Source organism: Massilia sp. BAP21 (assembly GCF_057801335.1).
In genome coordinates, this window is sequence record NZ_CM173596.1 from 2,239,427 (window position 1) to 2,256,435 (window position 17,009).

Consider the following 17,009-nt stretch of genomic DNA (forward strand, 5'->3'; position numbering starts at 1 on the left):
GTTTTCCAGTCAAGAAGTCGGCCGGCAGCGCGCTGCTGTGCGGCCTGCTGGCCGCAGCACTGACCCTGCCGCTGGCAGGGTCGGCGCTGGCCGCCGGTAAACCTACCGAACGCAGCCGTCAAAAGGCCGCCGCCGAAGCCAAGCGCGCCGGCATCCAGAAGCAATTGTCGGTGCTGAAAAAAGAAATCAGCCGTACCGAGGACGAGAAGGAAGACGTGGCCGACGACCTGGCCGAGTCGGAAGCAGCGATCTCGAACGCCAACCGCGCCCTGCGTGACCTGGCCAACGAGCAGCAGGAAACCAATACGCGCCTGGCTGACCTGGCGACCGAACACGGGCGTCTCGAGCAAACAATTGTTTCTCAGAAAAAACAATTGTCGGCCCTGCTGCGTGAGCACTATGTTGCGGGAAATGAGGACCGCATCAAGCTGCTGCTCTCGGGCGACAACCCGAACCGCATCAACCGCGACCTGCAGATGATGGCCTACGTGTCGCAGGCCCAGGCACGCCTGATCGATTCGCTGAATGCGAACCTGGCGCAGGTGCAGGAAAACCGCGACAAGGTCGAGAACGCCAAGACCGAGCTGGAAGAAATCGCCCAGGAACAGCGCGACCAGAAATCGGTGCTGGAAAAAGAAAAGGCCAAGCGCGCCGCCCTGCTCAGCAACTTGTCGAGCAAGCTGGTAGCCCAGCGCAAGCAGGCCGATACCCTGCAGCGCGACGAGCAGCGCATGAGCGGCCTGGTCGACAAGCTGACCGTGCTGATCCGCCAGCAGGCCGAAGCCGAGCGCAAGCGCCAGGAAGCCCTGGCCGCCGCCCGTGCCAAGGCCGCTGCCGAAGCGAAAGCCCGCGCCGAAGCGCGCGCCGCTGCCAAGGCCGAGCGTGAACGCGAGCGCGAACGCCTGGCGCGCGAGGCGAAGAAAGCCGGCAAGCCGGCGCCGAAACCCTTGCCGGAGCCGGAAGAACCGAAGGTGGCCGAGCAGCCGAAGGCCGAGGAACGCACGCCGGATATTTCCCTGGCGCCAGCCGCACCGGCCGGGGCCTTTGCCAAGATGAAGGGACGCCTGAGCAGCCCATTGAGCGGCACCATCGCGGCGCGCTTCGGCGCCAAGCGCGGCGGCGCCGGCCCGAGCTGGAAGGGCATGTTCATCAAGGCGCCCGAAGGCAGCGAGGTGCGCGCCGTTGCGGTCGGACGCGTGGTGCACTCGGGCTGGATGCGCGGCTTCGGTAACTTGATCATCGTCGACCACGGCGGCGACTACTTGTCGATCTATGCCAACAACCAGACATTGCTGAAACGCGTGGGCGACGCCGTGCGCGCCGGCGAGCCGATCGCCAGCGCGGGCAATACCGGCGGTAACGAAGAATCGGGTCTATACTTCGAGCTCAGGCATCTTGGCAAGGCATTCGATCCGGCGAGCTGGATCAACTTCTAGGGGTAAAGATGGGGAATAGAGCGAAAAGCGCGGGGCTGGTCGGCCTGGGACTGGTGGCCGGTGTCGCCCTCACGGTGCAGGTATCGGCCTGGGCCCAGAAAGGCGAGGGCAGCCCGCTGCCGCTGGAAGAACTGCGCCAGCTGGCCGATGTGTATGGCCTGATCAAGAGCGACTACGTGGTGCCGGTCGAGGACAAGAAGCTCTTGTCCGAAGCCATCTCCGGCATGGTCGCTTCGCTCGACCCGCACTCGGTCTACCTCGACCAGAAGGCCTACCGCGAAATGCGCGAAAGCGTGCAGGGCAAGTTCGTCGGCGTCGGCATCGAAGTCGCCGCCGAAGACGGCTACGTGAAGATCGTTTCGCCGATCGAGGATTCGCCGGCCTACCGCGCCGGCATCAAGGCCGGCGATTTGATCACCCGCATCGACAACACCCCGGTCAAGGGCTTGTCGATTGATGACGCCGTGAAAAAGATGCGCGGCAAGCCCGGCACCAAGGTGACGCTGACCATTGCCCGCCGCGGTGACGACCGCCCCTGGGTGGTGCCGGTGATGCGCGAGCAGATCCGCGTCCAGAGCGTGAAGGCGAAGATGGTCGAGCCTGGCTATGCCTGGGTGCGCATCAGCCAGTTCCAGGAAGCCACGCTGGAAGAACTGGCGAGCAAGACCGCTGCGCTGTACAAGGAGAATCCCGGCATCAAGGGCCTGGTGCTCGACCTGCGCAACGACCCGGGCGGCCTGCTGCCGGGCGCGATCGGCGTCTCGACCGCCTTCCTGCCGAAGGAAGAACTGATCGTCTCGACCAAGGGGCAATTGCCCGACTCGAACGCGTCCTTCTATGGCCGCCGCGAATTCTATGCGCCGCGTGGCGCCGATCCGCTGGCGACATTGCCGGCTGAACTGAAAACCGTGCCAATGGTGGTGCTGGTGAACGGCGGCTCGGCCTCGGCCTCGGAAATCGTTGCTGGCGCCCTGCAGGACTACAAGCGCGCCATCGTGATGGGCAGCCAGACCTTCGGCAAGGGCTCGGTGCAGACCCTGCGTCCGCTGTCGGCCGACACCGCGATCAAGCTGACCACGGCGCGCTACTACACGCCGAAGGGCCGGCCGATCCAGGCCACCGGCATCGTGCCCGACCTGGCGGTGGAAGAAACCGCCGAAGGCGACGGCCTGAATGCCCTGCGCGTGCGCGAAGCCGATTTGCAGCGGCATTTGACCGGCGAAAACGAAAAGCCCGACGCCGCCAAGGCCCGCGACGAGGCCGAGCAGCGCCAGAAAGCGCTGGCCGCCCTGAAGAACCGCCAGCCGCTGGAACTGGGCGGCAAGGACGACTTCCAGCTGGCCCAGGCGCTGAATCACTTCAAGGGCTTGCCGGTGAAGACGGTCAAGGCGGAGGAGCAGGAGGCGAAGGAAGCGGCCTCGACTGAGCCAAAGGAACTGCCGGGCGCCGAGACCAAACCGCCGGAGATCAAGGGCGGTAAAAAGTAATTCCGGCCCCGGTGCTGTTTTGGCTGGGAACGGTGACCGTACGGTGGGCACCCCGTGCCCACGCGGTACGTGCGTATCCTTGCACCTGTGGCCGCGACATATCGCCCGCAAAGCAACTACGAACGGCCAAACCTGCATGGCGTTGTTTACTCGGCGTTGTGTTTGCGGGCGATATATCACGAGCAAGTAGTGCAAGGATGAACACGTAATCGCGTGGGCACTTCGTGTCTAAGGCCCCCAGCCTCAAACACCCCACCGTACGGTCTGCGCTCCTGGCTCCGATTGCCTGCCCGAAAAATTTTCATCCCGATGAACGACACCCAACTCCTGCGCTACTCGCGCCACATCCTGCTCGACGACATCGGCATCGAAGGCCAGGAACGCCTGCTGGCCGCGCACGCCGTCATCATTGGCGCCGGCGGCCTCGGTTCCCCGGCCGCCCTGTACCTGGCCGCCAGCGGCGTCGGCCGCATCACCCTGGTCGACGACGACGCCGTCGACCTCACCAACCTGCAGCGCCAGGTGATGCACACGACCGAACGCATCGGCATGCCGAAGGTCGACTCCGGCCGCGCCGCCCTGCATGCCATCAACCCCGAGGTCGAGGTCGTCGCACTGCAGGAACGGGCAGACGCGGCCCGCCTGCTGGAACTGGCCCGAGAAGCCAGCGTCGTGCTCGACTGCAGCGACAACTTCGCCACCCGCCACGCCGTCAACCGCGCCTGCGTTGCCACCGGCACACCCCTGGTTGCCGGCGCCGCCATCCGTTTCGACGGCCAGTTGTCGGTGTTTGACATGCGTCAGGAAAACTGCCCCTGCTATGCCTGCGTCTTCCCCGAAGACAGCGGTTTCGAAGACATTGCCTGCAGCACCATGGGCGTGTTCGCCCCGCTGGTCGGCATCGTCGGCGCGGTCCAGGCGGCCGAGGCATTGAAACTCATCATGGGCGTAGGCCAGCCGCTGGCCGGCAGGCTACTCATGCTCGATGGCCGCGCGATGGAGTGGACCAGCATCGGCGCCGCCCGCAATCCGGCTTGTCCTGTCTGCGCCCGACGCGCCGTACACGTTTGAGGTGCGCGCCCTGAAGCTCTGCAATACAATGCGTCACCCTGCTGGCGCACTGCGACACATTCACGATGGCCGCCACCCGCAATCCGCCTTATACTAAGCCGATTGTTCCGATCCACTTATCCAAGATTGACTATGCAGATCGTTTCGCACCGTGCAGTTGGCCGCCGTTTCGCGCGCGGCTTCACCCTCGTTGAAATCATGGTGGTCGTGGTCATCATCGGCATCCTCGGCGCCCTGGTGCTGCCGAAGGTGCTGGGCCGTACCGGCGAATCGCGCGTGGTGGCCGCCAAGACCGACATCGCCACCCTGATGCAGGCGCTCAAGCTCTACAAGCTCGACAACCAGCGCTACCCGACCACCGAGCAGGGCCTGCAAGCCCTGACCACGAAGCCGACCTCGGGCCCGTCCGCGAATGGCTGGAAGGAAGGCGGCTACGTCGAGCGCCTGCCGAAAGATCCATGGGGCAACCCTTACCAGTACCTGCAACCCGGCCTGCATGGTGAGATCGACGTGTTCTCGTTTGGCGGCGACGGCCAGGCTGGCGGCGAAGGCGAAGATGCCGACGTCGGTTCCTGGCAGCAGTAACGCTTGACCATGGCTGCCGTCGCGGCGCCGCGCAGGGGCACCGGCCGCAGGAATGCTGCCGGCGCCGGCTTTACGCTGGTGGAAATCCTGGTCGTGATGGTCATCATCGGCATCACGCTCGGGATGGCGTCGCTCAACGCCATCCCCAGCCCGCGCCAGGACCTCGACAACGAGGCCAAGCGCCTGACCCTGCTGCTGCAACTGGCGCGCGACGAAGCCATCGTACGCAACCGCGAAGTGGCCTTCGAGGCCACCCCCGAACGCTACCGCTTCATGGTGCGCAACGACACCGGCTGGATGGCCATGAACCAGGACGACCTGCTGCGCGAACGGCCTTTCCGCAACGCGCCGCTGCGCCTGCTGCTCGACCCGCCCGTGGCCACCAACGGCAACCTCGGCGGCGACGTGATGCGCATTACCTTCGGGCGCGAACCCGTGCACAAGCCTTTCCGCCTTACCCTTGCCACCGGCAACTACAGCGTGGCGATCCAGGCCGACGGCGTCGGCCATTTCACCGTCGTCGATCCTGGCAGCGAAGGCGCCCCATGACCACCCGTACCGACCGCGGCTTTACCCTGCTCGAAGTGCTGGTAGCGCTGGTGATCGTCGGCACCGCGCTCGGCGCCGGGCTGCGCGCCATCGGCAGCCTGGCCCAGAACAGCGCCGGCCTGCGCGCCTCCATGATGGCCACCTGGTCGGCCGAGAACCGCCTGGTGCAGATCCGCCTGAACCGCGAATTCCCGGAAGTCGGCAAGCGCAATTTCGACTGCGGCCAGGGCGACCTGAACCTCACCTGCCAGGAAGAAGTGCTGGTCAGCCCGAACCCGCTGCTGCGCCGGGTCGAGGTATCGGTGTACGACAAGGCCAACCCCGAGCGCCGCATCCTGAAACTGGTCCAGCTGGTCCTGAGGCGATGACACCCGGCATGCACAAGACGCGCGGCTTCACGCTGATCGAACTGCTGGTGGCGATCGGCATCCTGGCCATGGTGGCCGTGCTCGGCTGGCGCGGCCTGGACGGCATCGTGCGTGCGCGCTCGTCGCTGACCGAGCAGATGGAGTCCACGCGCGGCATGCAGCTTGCCTTTGCCCAGCTGCAAAGCGACTGCGAACACGCGGCCGACGCCAGCATCCTCGGGCGCCGTCCCTTCCTGCTCCAGAACGAAGGCCGCATCACCCTGGTGCGCACCGTGTTCAACGAAAACGAGCCGGCGCGCCTGCAGGTCATCGCCTATCGCCTGGTGAACGGGCAATTGCTGCGCCGCGAATCGATTGCCACCCGCGACCTGGTCCAGCTCGACGCGCTGTGGCAGGCCGCAGTCACCGACGCCGACACCACCCCGCCGGTGGTGCTGCAGGGCGGCATCGAGGCGATGGGCGTGCTGGTCTGGCAGAACGGCGCCTGGCGCGCCCAGGTCGAAGCGAATCCGCCGGCGCCGGTCACGAGCGCCTCGGCCCTGGCCGTGACCGGGCTGCAAGTGGTGCTGCGCACGCGCGGCTACCCGCAGCCGCTGACCAAATCCTTCCTGCTGGGGAGCCTCTGATGCGCCCTTATCGCCCCTATCGCCGGCAGCGCCAGCGCGGCGTCGCCGTGATCACCGCCTTGCTCCTGACCACGCTCGCCATCACCATCGTGGCCAGCCTGTTCTGGCAGCAGCAGGTCGAGGTGCGCTCGATGGAAAACCAGCGCCTGAACCTGCAGACACGCTGGATCTTGCGCGGCGCGCTCGACTGGTCGAGCGTGGTGCTGCGCCAGGACGCCATCGACCACCGCGACCATACCGCGCTGACCCACGTCTGGGCCACGCCGCTGGCCGAAACCCGGCTCGACCAGTACATCGAGCGCGAGCGGGTCGAAGGCGAAGTATTCGACGCCACCCTGTCCGGCAACATCACCGACGCCACCTCGCGCTACAATCTCACCAACCTGACCAACAACGGGCGGATCGACCTGGCGCAGATGGCGATCCTGGCGCGCCTGATGACCAACCTGCAGATGAATCCGGCGCTGGCGAAGACCACCGCCAACCTGGTCGCGGCCGGGGCGCCGCCAGCGGTCACCACCGGCATGGTCGATCCCATCACCGGGCAGGAAGTGGGCGATACGGTCGGCAAGCAGGGCGGCGGGCCAACCCAGGTCAACAATGCCGAAGACGGCGGCCAGGGCGGCGTGGGCAATACCGGCGGTGTCGACGATGGCAGTGGCGGCCTGGGCGGAACGGTCGGCGTGCCGCCGCAGACCCAGGCCGTGTCGCGCGAAGGCATCGGCACGCCGATCCGCTTCCTGGAAGTCGAGGATTTGTTGGCAGTAAAAGGGTTTACGCCGGAGATGGTGGAAAAGCTGCGTCCCTTCGTGACGGTCTTGCCGGAGGCGACGCCGGTGAACGTGAACACCGCGCCGCCCGAAGTGCTGGCGGCGGTGATCCCGAATTTTTCGCTGTCCGAGGCGAACGCGCTGGTGCAGCGGCGCAGGAGCGCGCCCTGGCGCGACCTGCAGTATTTCATGACCGAGCTCGGCGGCAATACGCCGGTGCCGGGCTCCGTGAGCGTGCACAGCGATTATTTCATCGTGTCCAGCCGCATCCGGCTCGACCGGGGCGCCCTGAACGCCGACGCGCTGATCAAGCGCGCCGCGTCCTTCGGCCCGGGCAGCATCACGGTGGTCTGGGTTCGTCAAAACTAGAAGAAAGCGAGACGGTTTGACTACACTTTATATCCGGCATCCCGCGCGCGCCGAAGGCGAAGGCGCCCCGTGCCGCTTTGCCGTCGTGGGCGACGCCGGCGCCATCGAGCAGCAGGGCGAAGGCACGCTGCGCAACCTGACCGACCTGGTCGCCGCCAGCCGCCGCGTGGTGCTGCTGCTGGCCGGCGCCGACGTCAACCTGATTTCCGTGCAGGCGCCTCCGCTGTCCGGCAACAAGCTGCGCGCGGCGCTGCCCGGCCTGGTCGAGGAACACATCCTGGGCGACCCGCTCGATTGCGTGCTGATGGCCGGGCCGCCGGCCGGCGACGGCACCCGCCCGGTGGCGGTGGTGCAGCGCGAGTGGATCGAGCCGCTGGTGCGCATCCTGCTGGGGCAGGGCGCGCGCGCCGTGGTGGTCCTGCCTGCCCAGCTGTGCCTGCCGCTGCAGCCGGGCGGCGTGAGCGCCGCCATCGGCGGCACGATCGGCAGCAATGAGCTGCTGCTGCGCACGAGCCAGTACGGCGGCCTGGGCCTGGCGCTGGATGCGAATCCCGCCGCCGCCCTGCAGACCGCGCGCGCGCTCGCCGGCGACGCGCCGCTCACCCTGTATGTGCCGCGCGAGCAGCTGGGCGAGTACGGCGTGCTGCTGGCCGAGGCCGGCCCTTCCACCCAGCTCGAGGCCGACGACTGGGCGCACTGGGTGAACGGGGCGAAGAGCACCGGTTTCGACCTGGTCCCGGCGCTGGGCGCGGCCGGCGCCCGCCAGCGCGACTGGCGCCGCTGGCGCGTGCCGATCGCGCTGGCCTTGCTGGCCGTGGCGGTGAACTTGGCCGGCATGAATATCGAATGGCTGCGCCTGCGCGGCGAATCGAACGCGGTACGCCAGCAGATGACGCAAACCTACCGCTCGGTCTACCCGAACGAACCGATTTCCGATCCGGTGGCGCAGATGCGCCAGCATATCCGCCTGGCCCAGGCCGGTAGCGGCCAGATCGGCGCCGACGAATTCCTGTACCTGGCCGGCGCCGTGGGCGACGCAACACGGGAAATGCCGCGTCCGCCCGGAATTACATCAATGGAGTACAAGGAACGGGCACTGCATTTGCGCGTCAAACCGGAAACGGTCGACCCCGGCGGCGTGCAGCAGCTGCGCGCATCCTTGTCAGCACGCAATTTGAATCTGGAAGAAACCGCGCCCGCCAACTGGACGGTGCGCAGCACGGGAGCCAAGCCATGAGTCTGGGCAGCACAATCGGCGGGGTGCGCGAACGCGCCCAGGCCTACTGGATCGCACGCACCGGCCAGGAACGGCGCTTCCTCACGGCCGGCTTCGGCGTCGTGGTGCTGGCGCTGCTCTACATGGTGCTCGTCGAGCCGGCCGTCGAAGGCCGCGCCCAGCTCCAGCGCTCGCTGCCGGCGCTGCGCCAGCAGGCCGCCGAGCTGGCCGGCATGGCCGAGCAGGCGCGCGGCCTGGCCGGGCAGGCCCCGGTGCCGGTCACGCCCATGACCCAGGAAACACTGAATGCCAGCCTCACCGCGCGCGGCATCAAGCCCGCTTCGCTCTCGCTCACCGGCGAGTACGCGCGCATGCAGATCAACAACACCTCGTTCGCCAACCTGCTGGTCTGGCTCGACGCCCAGCGCCGCGAAAACCGCGTTGCAGTGCAAGAAGCCATCTTTACCGCGCAAGACCCCGCCGGGCAGGTTGATGCCAGCCTGACCCTGCGCCAGGACACCGGGACCGGTGCCCGATGAGGCGTATCCTGTTGTGGACAGGCGTCGTTGCGCTTGCAGTGGCCGTCACGGTGCTGGTGTTCCTGCCGGCGAGCTGGCTCGGCAATATCGTCGAGCGCCAGACCGGCGGCCGTTTGACTCTCGGAGACGCCACGGGTACGCTCTGGAACGGCTCAGCTTTCGTGGGTGGCGCGCCGGGGCCGGGCGGGGCGGTCACGCCGCTGCTGCCGGGGCGGTTCAGCTGGCGTTTGTCGCCGCTGGTGCTGTTCGGGCAGGTGAACATGACGCTGGAAAACCCGCAGGCCCTGGCCCAGCCGGTGCTGGTCGAAGGCAGCTGGAGCGCATGGCAGGTGAGTGCCGGGCAATTGCTGCTGCCGGCGGAAGGGCTGGCCGGGCTCGGCGCGCCGCTGAACACGCTGGCGCCCTCGGGCAAGATCCGGCTTTCCTGGAACCAGCTCGACCTGGTACGCGAAGTCAACAATGTCAGGGTCACGGGCCGTACCGTCCTGAGCATGGACGACATGGGCTCGCGCATGGCGCCGATCCGGCCGCTGGGCAGCTACCAGATGGCGATGGACTGGCGCGGCCCGCAGGCCGACCTGGTGCTCTCCACGGTGCGTGGCGCGCTGCTGCTGTCGGGATCGGGGCAGTTACAGAACGGACGCCTGCGCTTTTCGGGGCAGGCATCGGCCGCGGACGGCTACGAAGACACGCTGGGCAACATGCTGAACCTGCTGGGACAGCGACGCATGGTGAACGGTAAAAACATAATCGCACTCGAGTTCAGATAATGAAAACATCCTTCCGTCGCACCCCTGCCAGCACCTCCGCCAGCACTGGCCGTACGCCGGCGCTGCACCGCATCGCCGCCGGCGCCATGCTGTGCTGCACGCTGTTCACGGCCCTGCCGGTGCCTGTGTTCGCGCAGGAAAACTCCGCTGCCCTCAGCTTCGTGAACGCCGACATCGAATCGGTGATCAAGGCCGTCGGCCACTACACCGGCATGACTTTCATCGTCGACCCGCGCGTCAAGGGCACGCTCACGCTGCAGTCGGAAAAATCGCTGACCAAGAGCCAGGCCTTCGGCCTGCTCACCTCGGCGCTGCGCCTGCAGGGCTATGCGGTGGTCACCACCGGCGAGGGGTATGCCAAGGTGGTGCCGGAAGCCGAGGCCAAGCTGCAATCCTCGCCGACCCAGGTCGGCACCCGCGGCTCGCGCGTCCAGGGCGACCAGATCGCCACCCAGATCTACCACCTGCAATACGAGTCGGCCGCCAACCTGGTCGCCGTGCTGCGTCCGCTGATTTCGCCAAACAATTCCATCATGGCGAACCCGGGCAACAACAGCCTGGTCATCACCGACTACGCCGACAACCTGCGCCGCCTGTCGCGCATCATCGCCGCGCTCGACGCGCCGGTGGCGGCCGACCTCGACGTCGTGCCTATCCGTAACGGCATCGCCAGCGACATCGCCACCCTGGTCGGGCGCCTGATGGAGCCGGCCGCCGGCGGCGATTCCGGCCGCGTGGCCGTGCTGGCCGATCCGCGCACCAATTCCATCGTGGTGCGCGCGCCGTCGCAGGCACGCGCGAATCTCGCCAAGTCGCTGATCGCCAAGCTCGACCAGCCGACCACCGAGCGCGGCAACATCCACGTGGTCTACCTGAAGAACGCCGACGCCAGCCGTGTCGCGCAAACCCTGCGCGCCGTGGTCTCGCAAGACGCCTCGGCGGTCCCGGTGCAGCAGCAGGGCACGTCTGGCGGCAACATCCAGGCCGGCGCCCAGGGCGGGGCCGGCACCGGCGGCAACCTCGGCGGCCAGCAGGGCCAGCAGAGCAGCATCGGCATGGGCGGCACCGGCAACACCTACGCCCAGCAGGGCCAGGCCACGGCAACCGGCGCCGGCGGCGGCCAGGGTTCCGGCTTCATCCAGGCCGATGCCTCGACCAACAGCCTGATCATCACCGCGCCGGATGCCATCTACCGCAACCTGCGCGGCGTCATCGACCAGCTCGACGTGCGCCGTGCCCAGGTCTACATTGAGGCCCTGGTGGTGGAAATGACCTCCAGTAAAGCATCGGAATTCGGCGTCCAGTGGCTCGGTCTGTCGGGTGACAATGCCAGCAAGTACCGCGTCGGCGGCATCCAGTCCTTCAATGGCACCGGCACCAACAACCTGATCAACCTGGCCGCTGCGGCGCGCGGTGGCCTGACCGGCGAAAACGCCGCCATCCCTTCGCTGCCGGGCCTGACGCTGGGCGTGTTCCGCCAGGTGAATGGCGAGCTGGGCCTGGGCGCCGTGGCCAGCGCCCTTGAAAACGGCGGCAATGCCAACATCTTGTCCACACCGAACATGATCACCCTCGACAACGAGCTGGCGACCATCAAGGTAGGTCAGAACATCCCGATCATCACGGGTTCGTTCACCACGGGTACGAGCGGCGCCAACAACCCGTTCCAGACCGTCGACCGCAAGGACATCGGCCTCTTGCTGAAAGTGCGCCCGCAGATTTCCGAGGGCGGCGTCGTCAAGCTGTCGATCTACCACGAGAATTCGGGCATCGACAGCTCCATCACGCGGACCGAAGGCATCGTGACCACGGTGCGTGCCATCGAAAGCAATGTCCTGGCCGACGACGGCCAGATCATCGTGCTCGGCGGCCTGATCCAGGACAACTCGAATACCGGCGAGGAAAAAGTGCGTGGACTGGGCGACATCCCGGTGCTGGGCAATTTGTTCAAGTATCGCTCGCGTACCCGCGACAAGACCAACCTGATGGTGTTCCTGCGCCCGGTCGTGGTGCGCAGCAAGGAACAGAACAACAGTATCTCGATGGACCGCTACGAATACATGCGCGCCCTGGGTATCTCCTCGCAGCCGCAGGACGATACGATCCTGATGCGCAACCTGGGCGCGCCGGTCCTGCCTCCTTTGAACAATGGCCAGCCACCGGCAGGCGGCGACATGGCGACCCTGCCGCCGCCAGCGCCGCCGTCAGCGCGTCCGGGCGCCGCAACCGGTACCGGAACGGCCCAGCCCGCGCCATCGGCAGGCCAGCAGGCGCCCGTGCCCGAGTACCGCCCGGTGCAGCCATCGAACCAGAATTGATGAGCCATGACTAATCTGTTGCCTTACGCCTTTGCCCGCGATCACGGGGTGCTGGCGCGCGCCGGCGACGACCCGGCGCAAAGCATCGAAGTGCTGATCTCGAACGCCACGCCGCCGGCGGCGATCGCCGAAGTGTCGCGCCGCTTCGGGCGCATTGCCCTGCGCCGCCTTGAGCGCAGCGAACTCGACGACGCCATCGCCAGCGCCTATTCCTCGGCCGGCGGCGACGCCAACCAGGTGGCCGACGAATTCGACGCCGACCTCGACCTCACGCGCCTGCTGCAGGACGTGCCGGCCATCGAAGACCTGCTCGAATCCTCCGACGACGCGCCAGTCATCCGCATGATCAATGCGCTGCTCACGCAATCGCTGCGCGAAGGCGCGTCCGACATCCACATTGAACCTTTCGAGCAAACCTCGGTCGTACGTTTCCGCATCGACGGCGCGTTGCGCGACATCGTGCGTCCGCGCAAGGGCATCCACGCCTCGCTGATTTCGCGTATCAAGATCATGTCGCAGCTCGACATCGCCGAAAAACGCCTGCCCCAGGATGGCCGCATCACGCTGCGCATCGGCGGCAAGCCCGTCGACGTGCGTGTGTCGACCCTGCCGACCGGCCACGGCGAGCGCGCCGTGCTGCGTCTGCTCGACAAGGAAGCCGGCCGCCTTGATCTCTCGCACCTGGGCATGAGCCCGGATTTGTTGCCGCAGTTCGACAAGCTGATCAACCAGCCGCACGGCATCGTGCTGGTCACGGGCCCGACCGGCTCCGGCAAAACCACCACGCTGTATGCGGCGCTGTCGCGCCTGAATGCCTCGACCACCAACATCATGACGGTGGAAGACCCGATCGAGTACGACCTGAACGGCGTTGGCCAGACCCAGGTGAATGCACGCATCGACATGACCTTTGCCAAGGCCCTGCGCGCCATCCTGCGCCAGGACCCGGACGTGATCATGATCGGCGAGATCCGCGACCTGGAAACGGCGCAGATCGCGGTCCAGGCTTCGCTCACCGGCCACCTGGTGCTGGCGACCCTGCACACCAACGATGCCGCCGCCGCCGTCACCCGTTTGCTCGACATGGGCATCGAACCCTTCCTGTTGTCGTCGTCGCTGCTGGGCGTGATGGCGCAGCGCCTGGTCCGCAAACTCTGCCCGCAGTGCAAGAAAAGCGACGGCGTGCAATGGCATGCGGTCGGCTGCGAGCGCTGCGGCCACACCGGCTACCAGGGCCGCGTCGGCGTCTACGAGCTGCTGGAAACCGACGAACGCATCCGCGCCCAGATCCACAACCAGGCGTCCGAAGCCGACATCCGCACGGCGGCCCAGGCCAGCGGCATGAAAACCATGCGCGAAGACGGCGAACGCTGGCTGCGCGAAGGCGTCACCACGCAGGCGGAACTGCTGCGCGTGACCAAGGACTGAGGCGATGCCGGCATTCCGTTACGAAGCCGTCGATGCGGGCGGCGCCACGCGCAAGGGCGTGGTCAATGCCGACAGCCCGCGCGCCGCGCGTGCCGACCTGCGCACCCAGGGACTGACGCCTTTGAGTGTCGAGGCCATCGCGGCCCAGGTCGATGCCTCCGGCGCCACCCGCGCACGCGGCATCGGCGAGCGCCTGTCGCAAAACGAGCTGGCGCTGTTCACGCGCCAGCTGGCCAGCCTGCTCGAAGCCGGCCTGCCGCTCGAGCAGGCATTCACGGCGCTGCTGGAGCAGGCCGAAAAGCCGTATTTGCGCGACCTGATCGCCTCGATCCGCTCGGAAGTGATGGGCGGTATTTCCTTCTCGGCGGCGCTGTCGCACCACCCGCGCGACTTCGCCGAGATCTACCGCGCCCTGGTTGCGTCGGGCGAACAGATCGGCCAGCTGGCCAAGGTGCTGTCGCGCCTGGCGGACTACATCGAGCGCCGCAATGCGCTGGTGCAAAAGGTGCGCCTGGCCTTTACCTATCCGGCCATCGTTACCGTGGTCGCGTTCGCCATCGTGATTTTCCTGCTCACCTATGTGGTGCCGCAGATCGTCTCGGTGTTCGCGAATACCAAGCAGAAGCTCCCCTTCCTGACGGTGGTGATGCTGGCCGTGTCCGACTTCATGCGGGCCTGGGGCATCGTGCTGGGCCTGGCCCTGGTCGGTGCCTGGTTTGCCTGGCGTAACGCACTGAAGAATCCCGTGCTGAAACGGCGCTGGCACACCTGGCTGCTGACCGCTCCGGTCTACGGCAAGTTCGAGCGCAGCCTGAACACGGCGCGCTTTGCCAGCACCCTGGCGATCACCACCGGCTCCGGCGTGCCGATCCTGCGCGCCCTGGACACCAGCCGCGAAACTTTATCGAACGTTGCGATGCGCGAGCTGGTCGAACAGGCGACGGGCAGCGTGCGCGAAGGCGTCAGCCTGGCGCGGGCCTTGTCGGCGCAAAAGCATTTCCCGCCGATGCTGGTGCACATGATCCGCGCCGGCGAGATCACCGGCGAACTGCCGGCCATGCTGGAACGCGCCGCCAACTCGCAGCAGGCCGACCTCGAGCGCCGCACCCTCACCATTGCCGGCCTGCTGGAACCGGTGCTGATCCTGGCCATGGGCCTGGTCGTGCTGCTGATCGTGCTCGCCGTCCTGATGCCGATCATTGAAATCAACCAGCTGGTGCGCTAACAAGGACATCATGAAGCGTTTGCCTCTCCTTCTCACCCTGCTTGCCCTGGTCTTCCTGGTGGTCTCCGCCACCTATTGGGGCATGCAGTTGTACAAGCCGCAGCAGCGCCAGATCGCCGCTGCGCCGCCGGCCGGCATCCCCGAACCGGCGCCCGATGCCGCCGCCACCCTGTTCGGCGGCCAGGCCGCTACCGCTGTCGTCACCAATTACCAGTTGACCGGCATCGTCTCGGCCGGGCGCGACAGCGTGGCCATCATCGTCGCCGACGGCCAGCCGCCGAAAGCCCTGAAGGTCGGCCGCGAGCTGGCCCCGGGCGTGACGATCAGCGAAGTGCACCCGCGCTACGTGATGCTGTCCGACGGCGGCGTCATGAAGCGTGTGGAACTGATGGCCGACACCAAGCCGGCGATTCCCTTGTCGGGCGCGGCCATGCCGCCGCAGGCGCCAGCCATGCAGGCCGCCCCGGTCGGCGCCATGCCCGCGGTCGAACCGCAAACCGCACCGGGCGCCGTGGTGCGCGGCCCGCCGCCGCCGGGCGAAGTCGACCCGGTAGTGGGGCCGAACGAGGAACCACCGCAGGAAACCCCGCCATCGCCGGCCGCCGCCAACTACAACCAGATAATGCAAGGCAACAACAACGTGCCACCGCCACCGGCCGAGCCGCAAATGCCGCCGCCGACGCGCGTGATGGGGCAGCCGTCTAGCGACCAGCCGACGCAGTAAGGATAGCGGGGCCGGCGGACGCTCGCGTTCCGTGAACGTGCACCCGGCCAGCGGCAGCAACCGTAGGGTGGGCACGCCGTGCCCACGCGAAACACCGCGTCATCCGTGTCTCCTGCACGAGGGTTAGCAGAAGCTTGTTGATCAGGTTCGAAAGAGACACGCTAACGCTGATCTCTCCACCCGCCAACACGTCACCACGTCCTCGGCAAGCTCTGGCAGCGCATCGCTGCCAGCTTCCGCGTGGGCACAGCGTGCCCACCCTACGGTCGCATTCGCCGGCCAGCTCCAGCGCATTACCTTGCAGGCAATTACCGCCGCAGCGCCGTAAACGCCGCAAACTCCCACGACCTGAACCCCACCACCAAACTCATCCCATCCCGCTCCTCGGCCGGCAGCCTGCGGTCGTGCTTGTGCAGCCGCGCCAGCTCGGCCGCCAGCTGGGCGATCTTCTGCGCCACCTCGGCGGCGCTGGCTGCCGACAGCCGCGCAGGCAAGCACATCAGCGTCTCGCCCGGCCCATCGAAACGGCCCGCAAAGTAATCCGGCACCATGTGCTCGCGGAAGAATTGCTGCACCGGCCCATCCGGCAGCCAGTGGAAGGCATGCGAGACCCGCATGCCGTAGCGGTTCAGCGGACGCAGCTCGATCAGGCCCAGCCGGTCGAGCTCGGCCATGGCGGCGATGCATTCGGGCTGGGTCAGGCGGTAGTTGTCGACGATCTGCTCGAAGGTCCAGTGGCCCAGGCAGCAGATCGCCACCAGCAGCAGGTGGGGCTTGGCGACCAGGGCGGTTTCCTGGGGCAGGGTCAGGGCGTCGGCCTGGGGACGGGCATCGGCCGCGCGGCGCAGCACGTCTTCCAGGGCAATACCCCCCGCCTGGCAGATCTGCGCCAGGCGCGACAGCGGCATGTCTTTCTGCCCGAACAGGCGCTTGACGCTCGACTCGCTCATGTCGATGCGCTCGGCCAGGGTTTTATAGGTGAGATTCGCCGCACGCAGCTCGGCGCGCAGCACGTCGACGATCAGCTCGGGTGAGCTCATGGGAGTCCTGTTGGGTGGCGGTTAGCGCCGCACAATGTACAGGTGAATTGTTAGACAGGCAAGATGGGGAGCGAGGGTGTTGACCATGGCACCGCTCACGGTGTGGGTATGGTACGCCTCTGTTCAAATGATGAGACCGCGTGGGCACAAGTGCCTTGCGCGGCCCGGCCCACCCAACAACATCGTACGTAGGGTGGACTCCCGAGTCCACGCGGTCTTTCGTGTCGATGCAAACCCGACGGTTTGAAACGAGCCGGGCAGGGAGCCACAGCTCCTCCACCTCACTCGTCCTCGTCCGCCGTCAGCTTTACCTTCTTCAACTGTCGCTTGGCATCCTGGCGCTCGCTCGACAAGGGTTTGGCGTGCGGCCCGGCCGAGCGGGCCTTGGCCAGCGCGGCGAGCGGGTTGCGCGGCTTGCCGAACTGCTGCGACGGCTCGACGCGCAGCCGCATTTTTTGCCGGGTCGCGAGTGCCTTGTTTGCCATGCT

At 66.9% G+C, this 17,009-nt stretch carries 17 protein-coding genes; 15 read left to right on the top strand and 2 right to left on the bottom strand.

Annotated features, from left to right (window positions below):
• Nucleotides 1-35 precede the first annotated feature (35 nt).
• The 15 genes from ACWYRN_RS09880 (at nt 36) to ACWYRN_RS09950 (ending at nt 15,481) form a co-directional block, all read left to right on the top strand.
• Nucleotides 36-1,436, top strand: coding sequence for a murein hydrolase activator EnvC family protein (locus ACWYRN_RS09880; protein WP_488692799.1), 1,401 nt, complete (start codon nt 36-38; stop codon nt 1,434-1,436).
• Nucleotides 1,437-1,444: 8 nt separating this feature from the next.
• A complete protein-coding gene (locus ACWYRN_RS09885) occupies nt 1,445-2,923 on the top strand; it encodes a S41 family peptidase (RefSeq protein ID WP_488692220.1) in 1,479 nt (492 codons plus the stop codon).
• A gap of 309 nt (nt 2,924-3,232) precedes the next feature.
• Nucleotides 3,233-3,994 carry a HesA/MoeB/ThiF family protein gene (locus tag ACWYRN_RS09890; protein WP_488692221.1) on the top strand — a complete coding sequence of 254 codons (762 nt, stop codon included), beginning with the start codon at nt 3,233-3,235 and terminating at the stop codon, nt 3,992-3,994.
• 132 nt (nt 3,995-4,126) lie between these two features.
• Nucleotides 4,127-4,579 (top strand): type II secretion system major pseudopilin GspG, encoded by a 453-nt coding sequence (gene gspG, locus ACWYRN_RS09895; RefSeq protein WP_229436040.1) that lies wholly within the window; start codon nt 4,127-4,129, stop codon nt 4,577-4,579.
• A 9-nt stretch (nt 4,580-4,588) separates the two neighbouring features.
• The gene (locus tag ACWYRN_RS09900) at nt 4,589-5,128 is read left to right on the top strand and encodes a GspH/FimT family pseudopilin (protein WP_488692800.1); all 540 of its coding nucleotides are present in this window, start codon (nt 4,589-4,591) and stop codon (nt 5,126-5,128) included.
• The gene (gene gspI / locus ACWYRN_RS09905; RefSeq protein ID WP_229436039.1) at nt 5,125-5,496 is read left to right on the top strand and encodes a type II secretion system minor pseudopilin GspI; all 372 of its coding nucleotides are present in this window, start codon (nt 5,125-5,127) and stop codon (nt 5,494-5,496) included. Before ACWYRN_RS09900 ends, gspI begins: the two co-directional genes overlap by 4 nt.
• An 8-nt stretch (nt 5,497-5,504) precedes the next feature.
• Nucleotides 5,505-6,122, top strand: a complete 618-nt coding sequence (locus ACWYRN_RS09910; protein ID WP_488692222.1) for a PulJ/GspJ family protein — start codon at nt 5,505-5,507, stop codon at nt 6,120-6,122.
• Entirely contained in the window at nt 6,122-7,261 is a 1,140-nt protein-coding gene (gene gspK, locus ACWYRN_RS09915) for a type II secretion system minor pseudopilin GspK (RefSeq protein WP_488692223.1), read from the top strand. The genes ACWYRN_RS09910 and gspK overlap by 1 nt, the downstream gene beginning before the upstream one ends.
• Before the next feature lie 16 nt (nt 7,262-7,277).
• Entirely contained in the window at nt 7,278-8,498 is a 1,221-nt protein-coding gene (gspL, locus tag ACWYRN_RS09920; RefSeq protein WP_488692224.1) for a type II secretion system protein GspL, read from the top strand.
• Nucleotides 8,495-9,016: a type II secretion system protein M gene (locus ACWYRN_RS09925; protein ID WP_488692225.1), complete on the top strand. Its 522-nt coding sequence runs from the start codon at nt 8,495-8,497 to the stop codon at nt 9,014-9,016. The genes gspL and ACWYRN_RS09925 overlap by 4 nt, the downstream gene beginning before the upstream one ends.
• Nucleotides 9,013-9,786: a type II secretion system protein N gene (gene gspN / locus ACWYRN_RS09930; protein WP_229436034.1), complete on the top strand. Its 774-nt coding sequence runs from the start codon at nt 9,013-9,015 to the stop codon at nt 9,784-9,786. Before ACWYRN_RS09925 ends, gspN begins: the two co-directional genes overlap by 4 nt.
• Nucleotides 9,786-12,104 carry a type II secretion system secretin GspD gene (gene gspD / locus ACWYRN_RS09935; protein WP_488692226.1) on the top strand — a complete coding sequence of 773 codons (2,319 nt, stop codon included), beginning with the start codon at nt 9,786-9,788 and terminating at the stop codon, nt 12,102-12,104. Before gspN ends, gspD begins: the two co-directional genes overlap by 1 nt.
• Before the next feature lie 6 nt (nt 12,105-12,110).
• A complete protein-coding gene (gene gspE / locus ACWYRN_RS09940) occupies nt 12,111-13,532 on the top strand; it encodes a type II secretion system ATPase GspE (RefSeq protein ID WP_488692227.1) in 1,422 nt (473 codons plus the stop codon).
• A gap of 4 nt (nt 13,533-13,536) precedes the next feature.
• Entirely contained in the window at nt 13,537-14,757 is a 1,221-nt protein-coding gene (gspF, locus tag ACWYRN_RS09945; RefSeq protein ID WP_488692228.1) for a type II secretion system inner membrane protein GspF, read from the top strand.
• A gap of 10 nt (nt 14,758-14,767) precedes the next feature.
• Nucleotides 14,768-15,481: a type II secretion system protein N gene (locus ACWYRN_RS09950; protein WP_488692229.1), complete on the top strand. Its 714-nt coding sequence runs from the start codon at nt 14,768-14,770 to the stop codon at nt 15,479-15,481.
• Between the two features lie 308 nt (nt 15,482-15,789).
• Here the strand turns inward: ACWYRN_RS09950 and ACWYRN_RS09955 are convergent, their stop codons facing one another.
• Together ACWYRN_RS09955 and ACWYRN_RS09960 are read right to left on the bottom strand one after the other, a co-directional pair.
• Entirely contained in the window at nt 15,790-16,521 is a 732-nt protein-coding gene (locus ACWYRN_RS09955) for a helix-turn-helix domain-containing protein (protein ID WP_229436029.1), read from the bottom strand.
• 281 nt (nt 16,522-16,802) lie between these two features.
• On the bottom strand, nt 16,803-17,006 hold the full coding sequence (locus tag ACWYRN_RS09960; RefSeq protein ID WP_488692230.1) for a hypothetical protein: 204 nt from the start codon (nt 17,004-17,006) through the stop codon (nt 16,803-16,805).
• Nucleotides 17,007-17,009: the final 3 nt, after the last annotated feature.

Excerpts from the sequence above, each read along its gene's own strand:
- ACWYRN_RS09885 (WP_488692220.1), top strand. The coding sequence starts at position 1,445 with ATGGGGAATAGAGCGAAAAGCGCGGGGCTGGTCGGCCTGGGACTGGTG.
- ACWYRN_RS09890 (WP_488692221.1), top strand. The coding sequence starts at position 3,233 with ATGAACGACACCCAACTCCTGCGCTACTCGCGCCACATCCTGCTCGAC.
- gspG (WP_229436040.1), top strand. The coding sequence starts at position 4,127 with ATGCAGATCGTTTCGCACCGTGCAGTTGGCCGCCGTTTCGCGCGCGGC.
- ACWYRN_RS09900 (WP_488692800.1), top strand. The coding sequence starts at position 4,589 with ATGGCTGCCGTCGCGGCGCCGCGCAGGGGCACCGGCCGCAGGAATGCT.
- gspI (WP_229436039.1), top strand. The coding sequence starts at position 5,125 with ATGACCACCCGTACCGACCGCGGCTTTACCCTGCTCGAAGTGCTGGTA.
- ACWYRN_RS09910 (WP_488692222.1), top strand. The coding sequence starts at position 5,505 with ATGCACAAGACGCGCGGCTTCACGCTGATCGAACTGCTGGTGGCGATC.
- gspK (WP_488692223.1), top strand. The coding sequence starts at position 6,122 with ATGCGCCCTTATCGCCCCTATCGCCGGCAGCGCCAGCGCGGCGTCGCC.
- ACWYRN_RS09925 (WP_488692225.1), top strand. The coding sequence starts at position 8,495 with ATGAGTCTGGGCAGCACAATCGGCGGGGTGCGCGAACGCGCCCAGGCC.
- gspN (WP_229436034.1), top strand. The coding sequence starts at position 9,013 with ATGAGGCGTATCCTGTTGTGGACAGGCGTCGTTGCGCTTGCAGTGGCC.
- gspD (WP_488692226.1), top strand. The coding sequence starts at position 9,786 with ATGAAAACATCCTTCCGTCGCACCCCTGCCAGCACCTCCGCCAGCACT.
- gspE (WP_488692227.1), top strand. The coding sequence starts at position 12,111 with ATGACTAATCTGTTGCCTTACGCCTTTGCCCGCGATCACGGGGTGCTG.
- gspF (WP_488692228.1), top strand. The coding sequence starts at position 13,537 with ATGCCGGCATTCCGTTACGAAGCCGTCGATGCGGGCGGCGCCACGCGC.
- ACWYRN_RS09950 (WP_488692229.1), top strand. The coding sequence starts at position 14,768 with ATGAAGCGTTTGCCTCTCCTTCTCACCCTGCTTGCCCTGGTCTTCCTG.
- ACWYRN_RS09955 (WP_229436029.1), bottom strand. The coding sequence starts at position 16,521 with ATGAGCTCACCCGAGCTGATCGTCGACGTGCTGCGCGCCGAGCTGCGT.
- ACWYRN_RS09960 (WP_488692230.1), bottom strand. The coding sequence starts at position 17,006 with ATGGCAAACAAGGCACTCGCGACCCGGCAAAAAATGCGGCTGCGCGTC.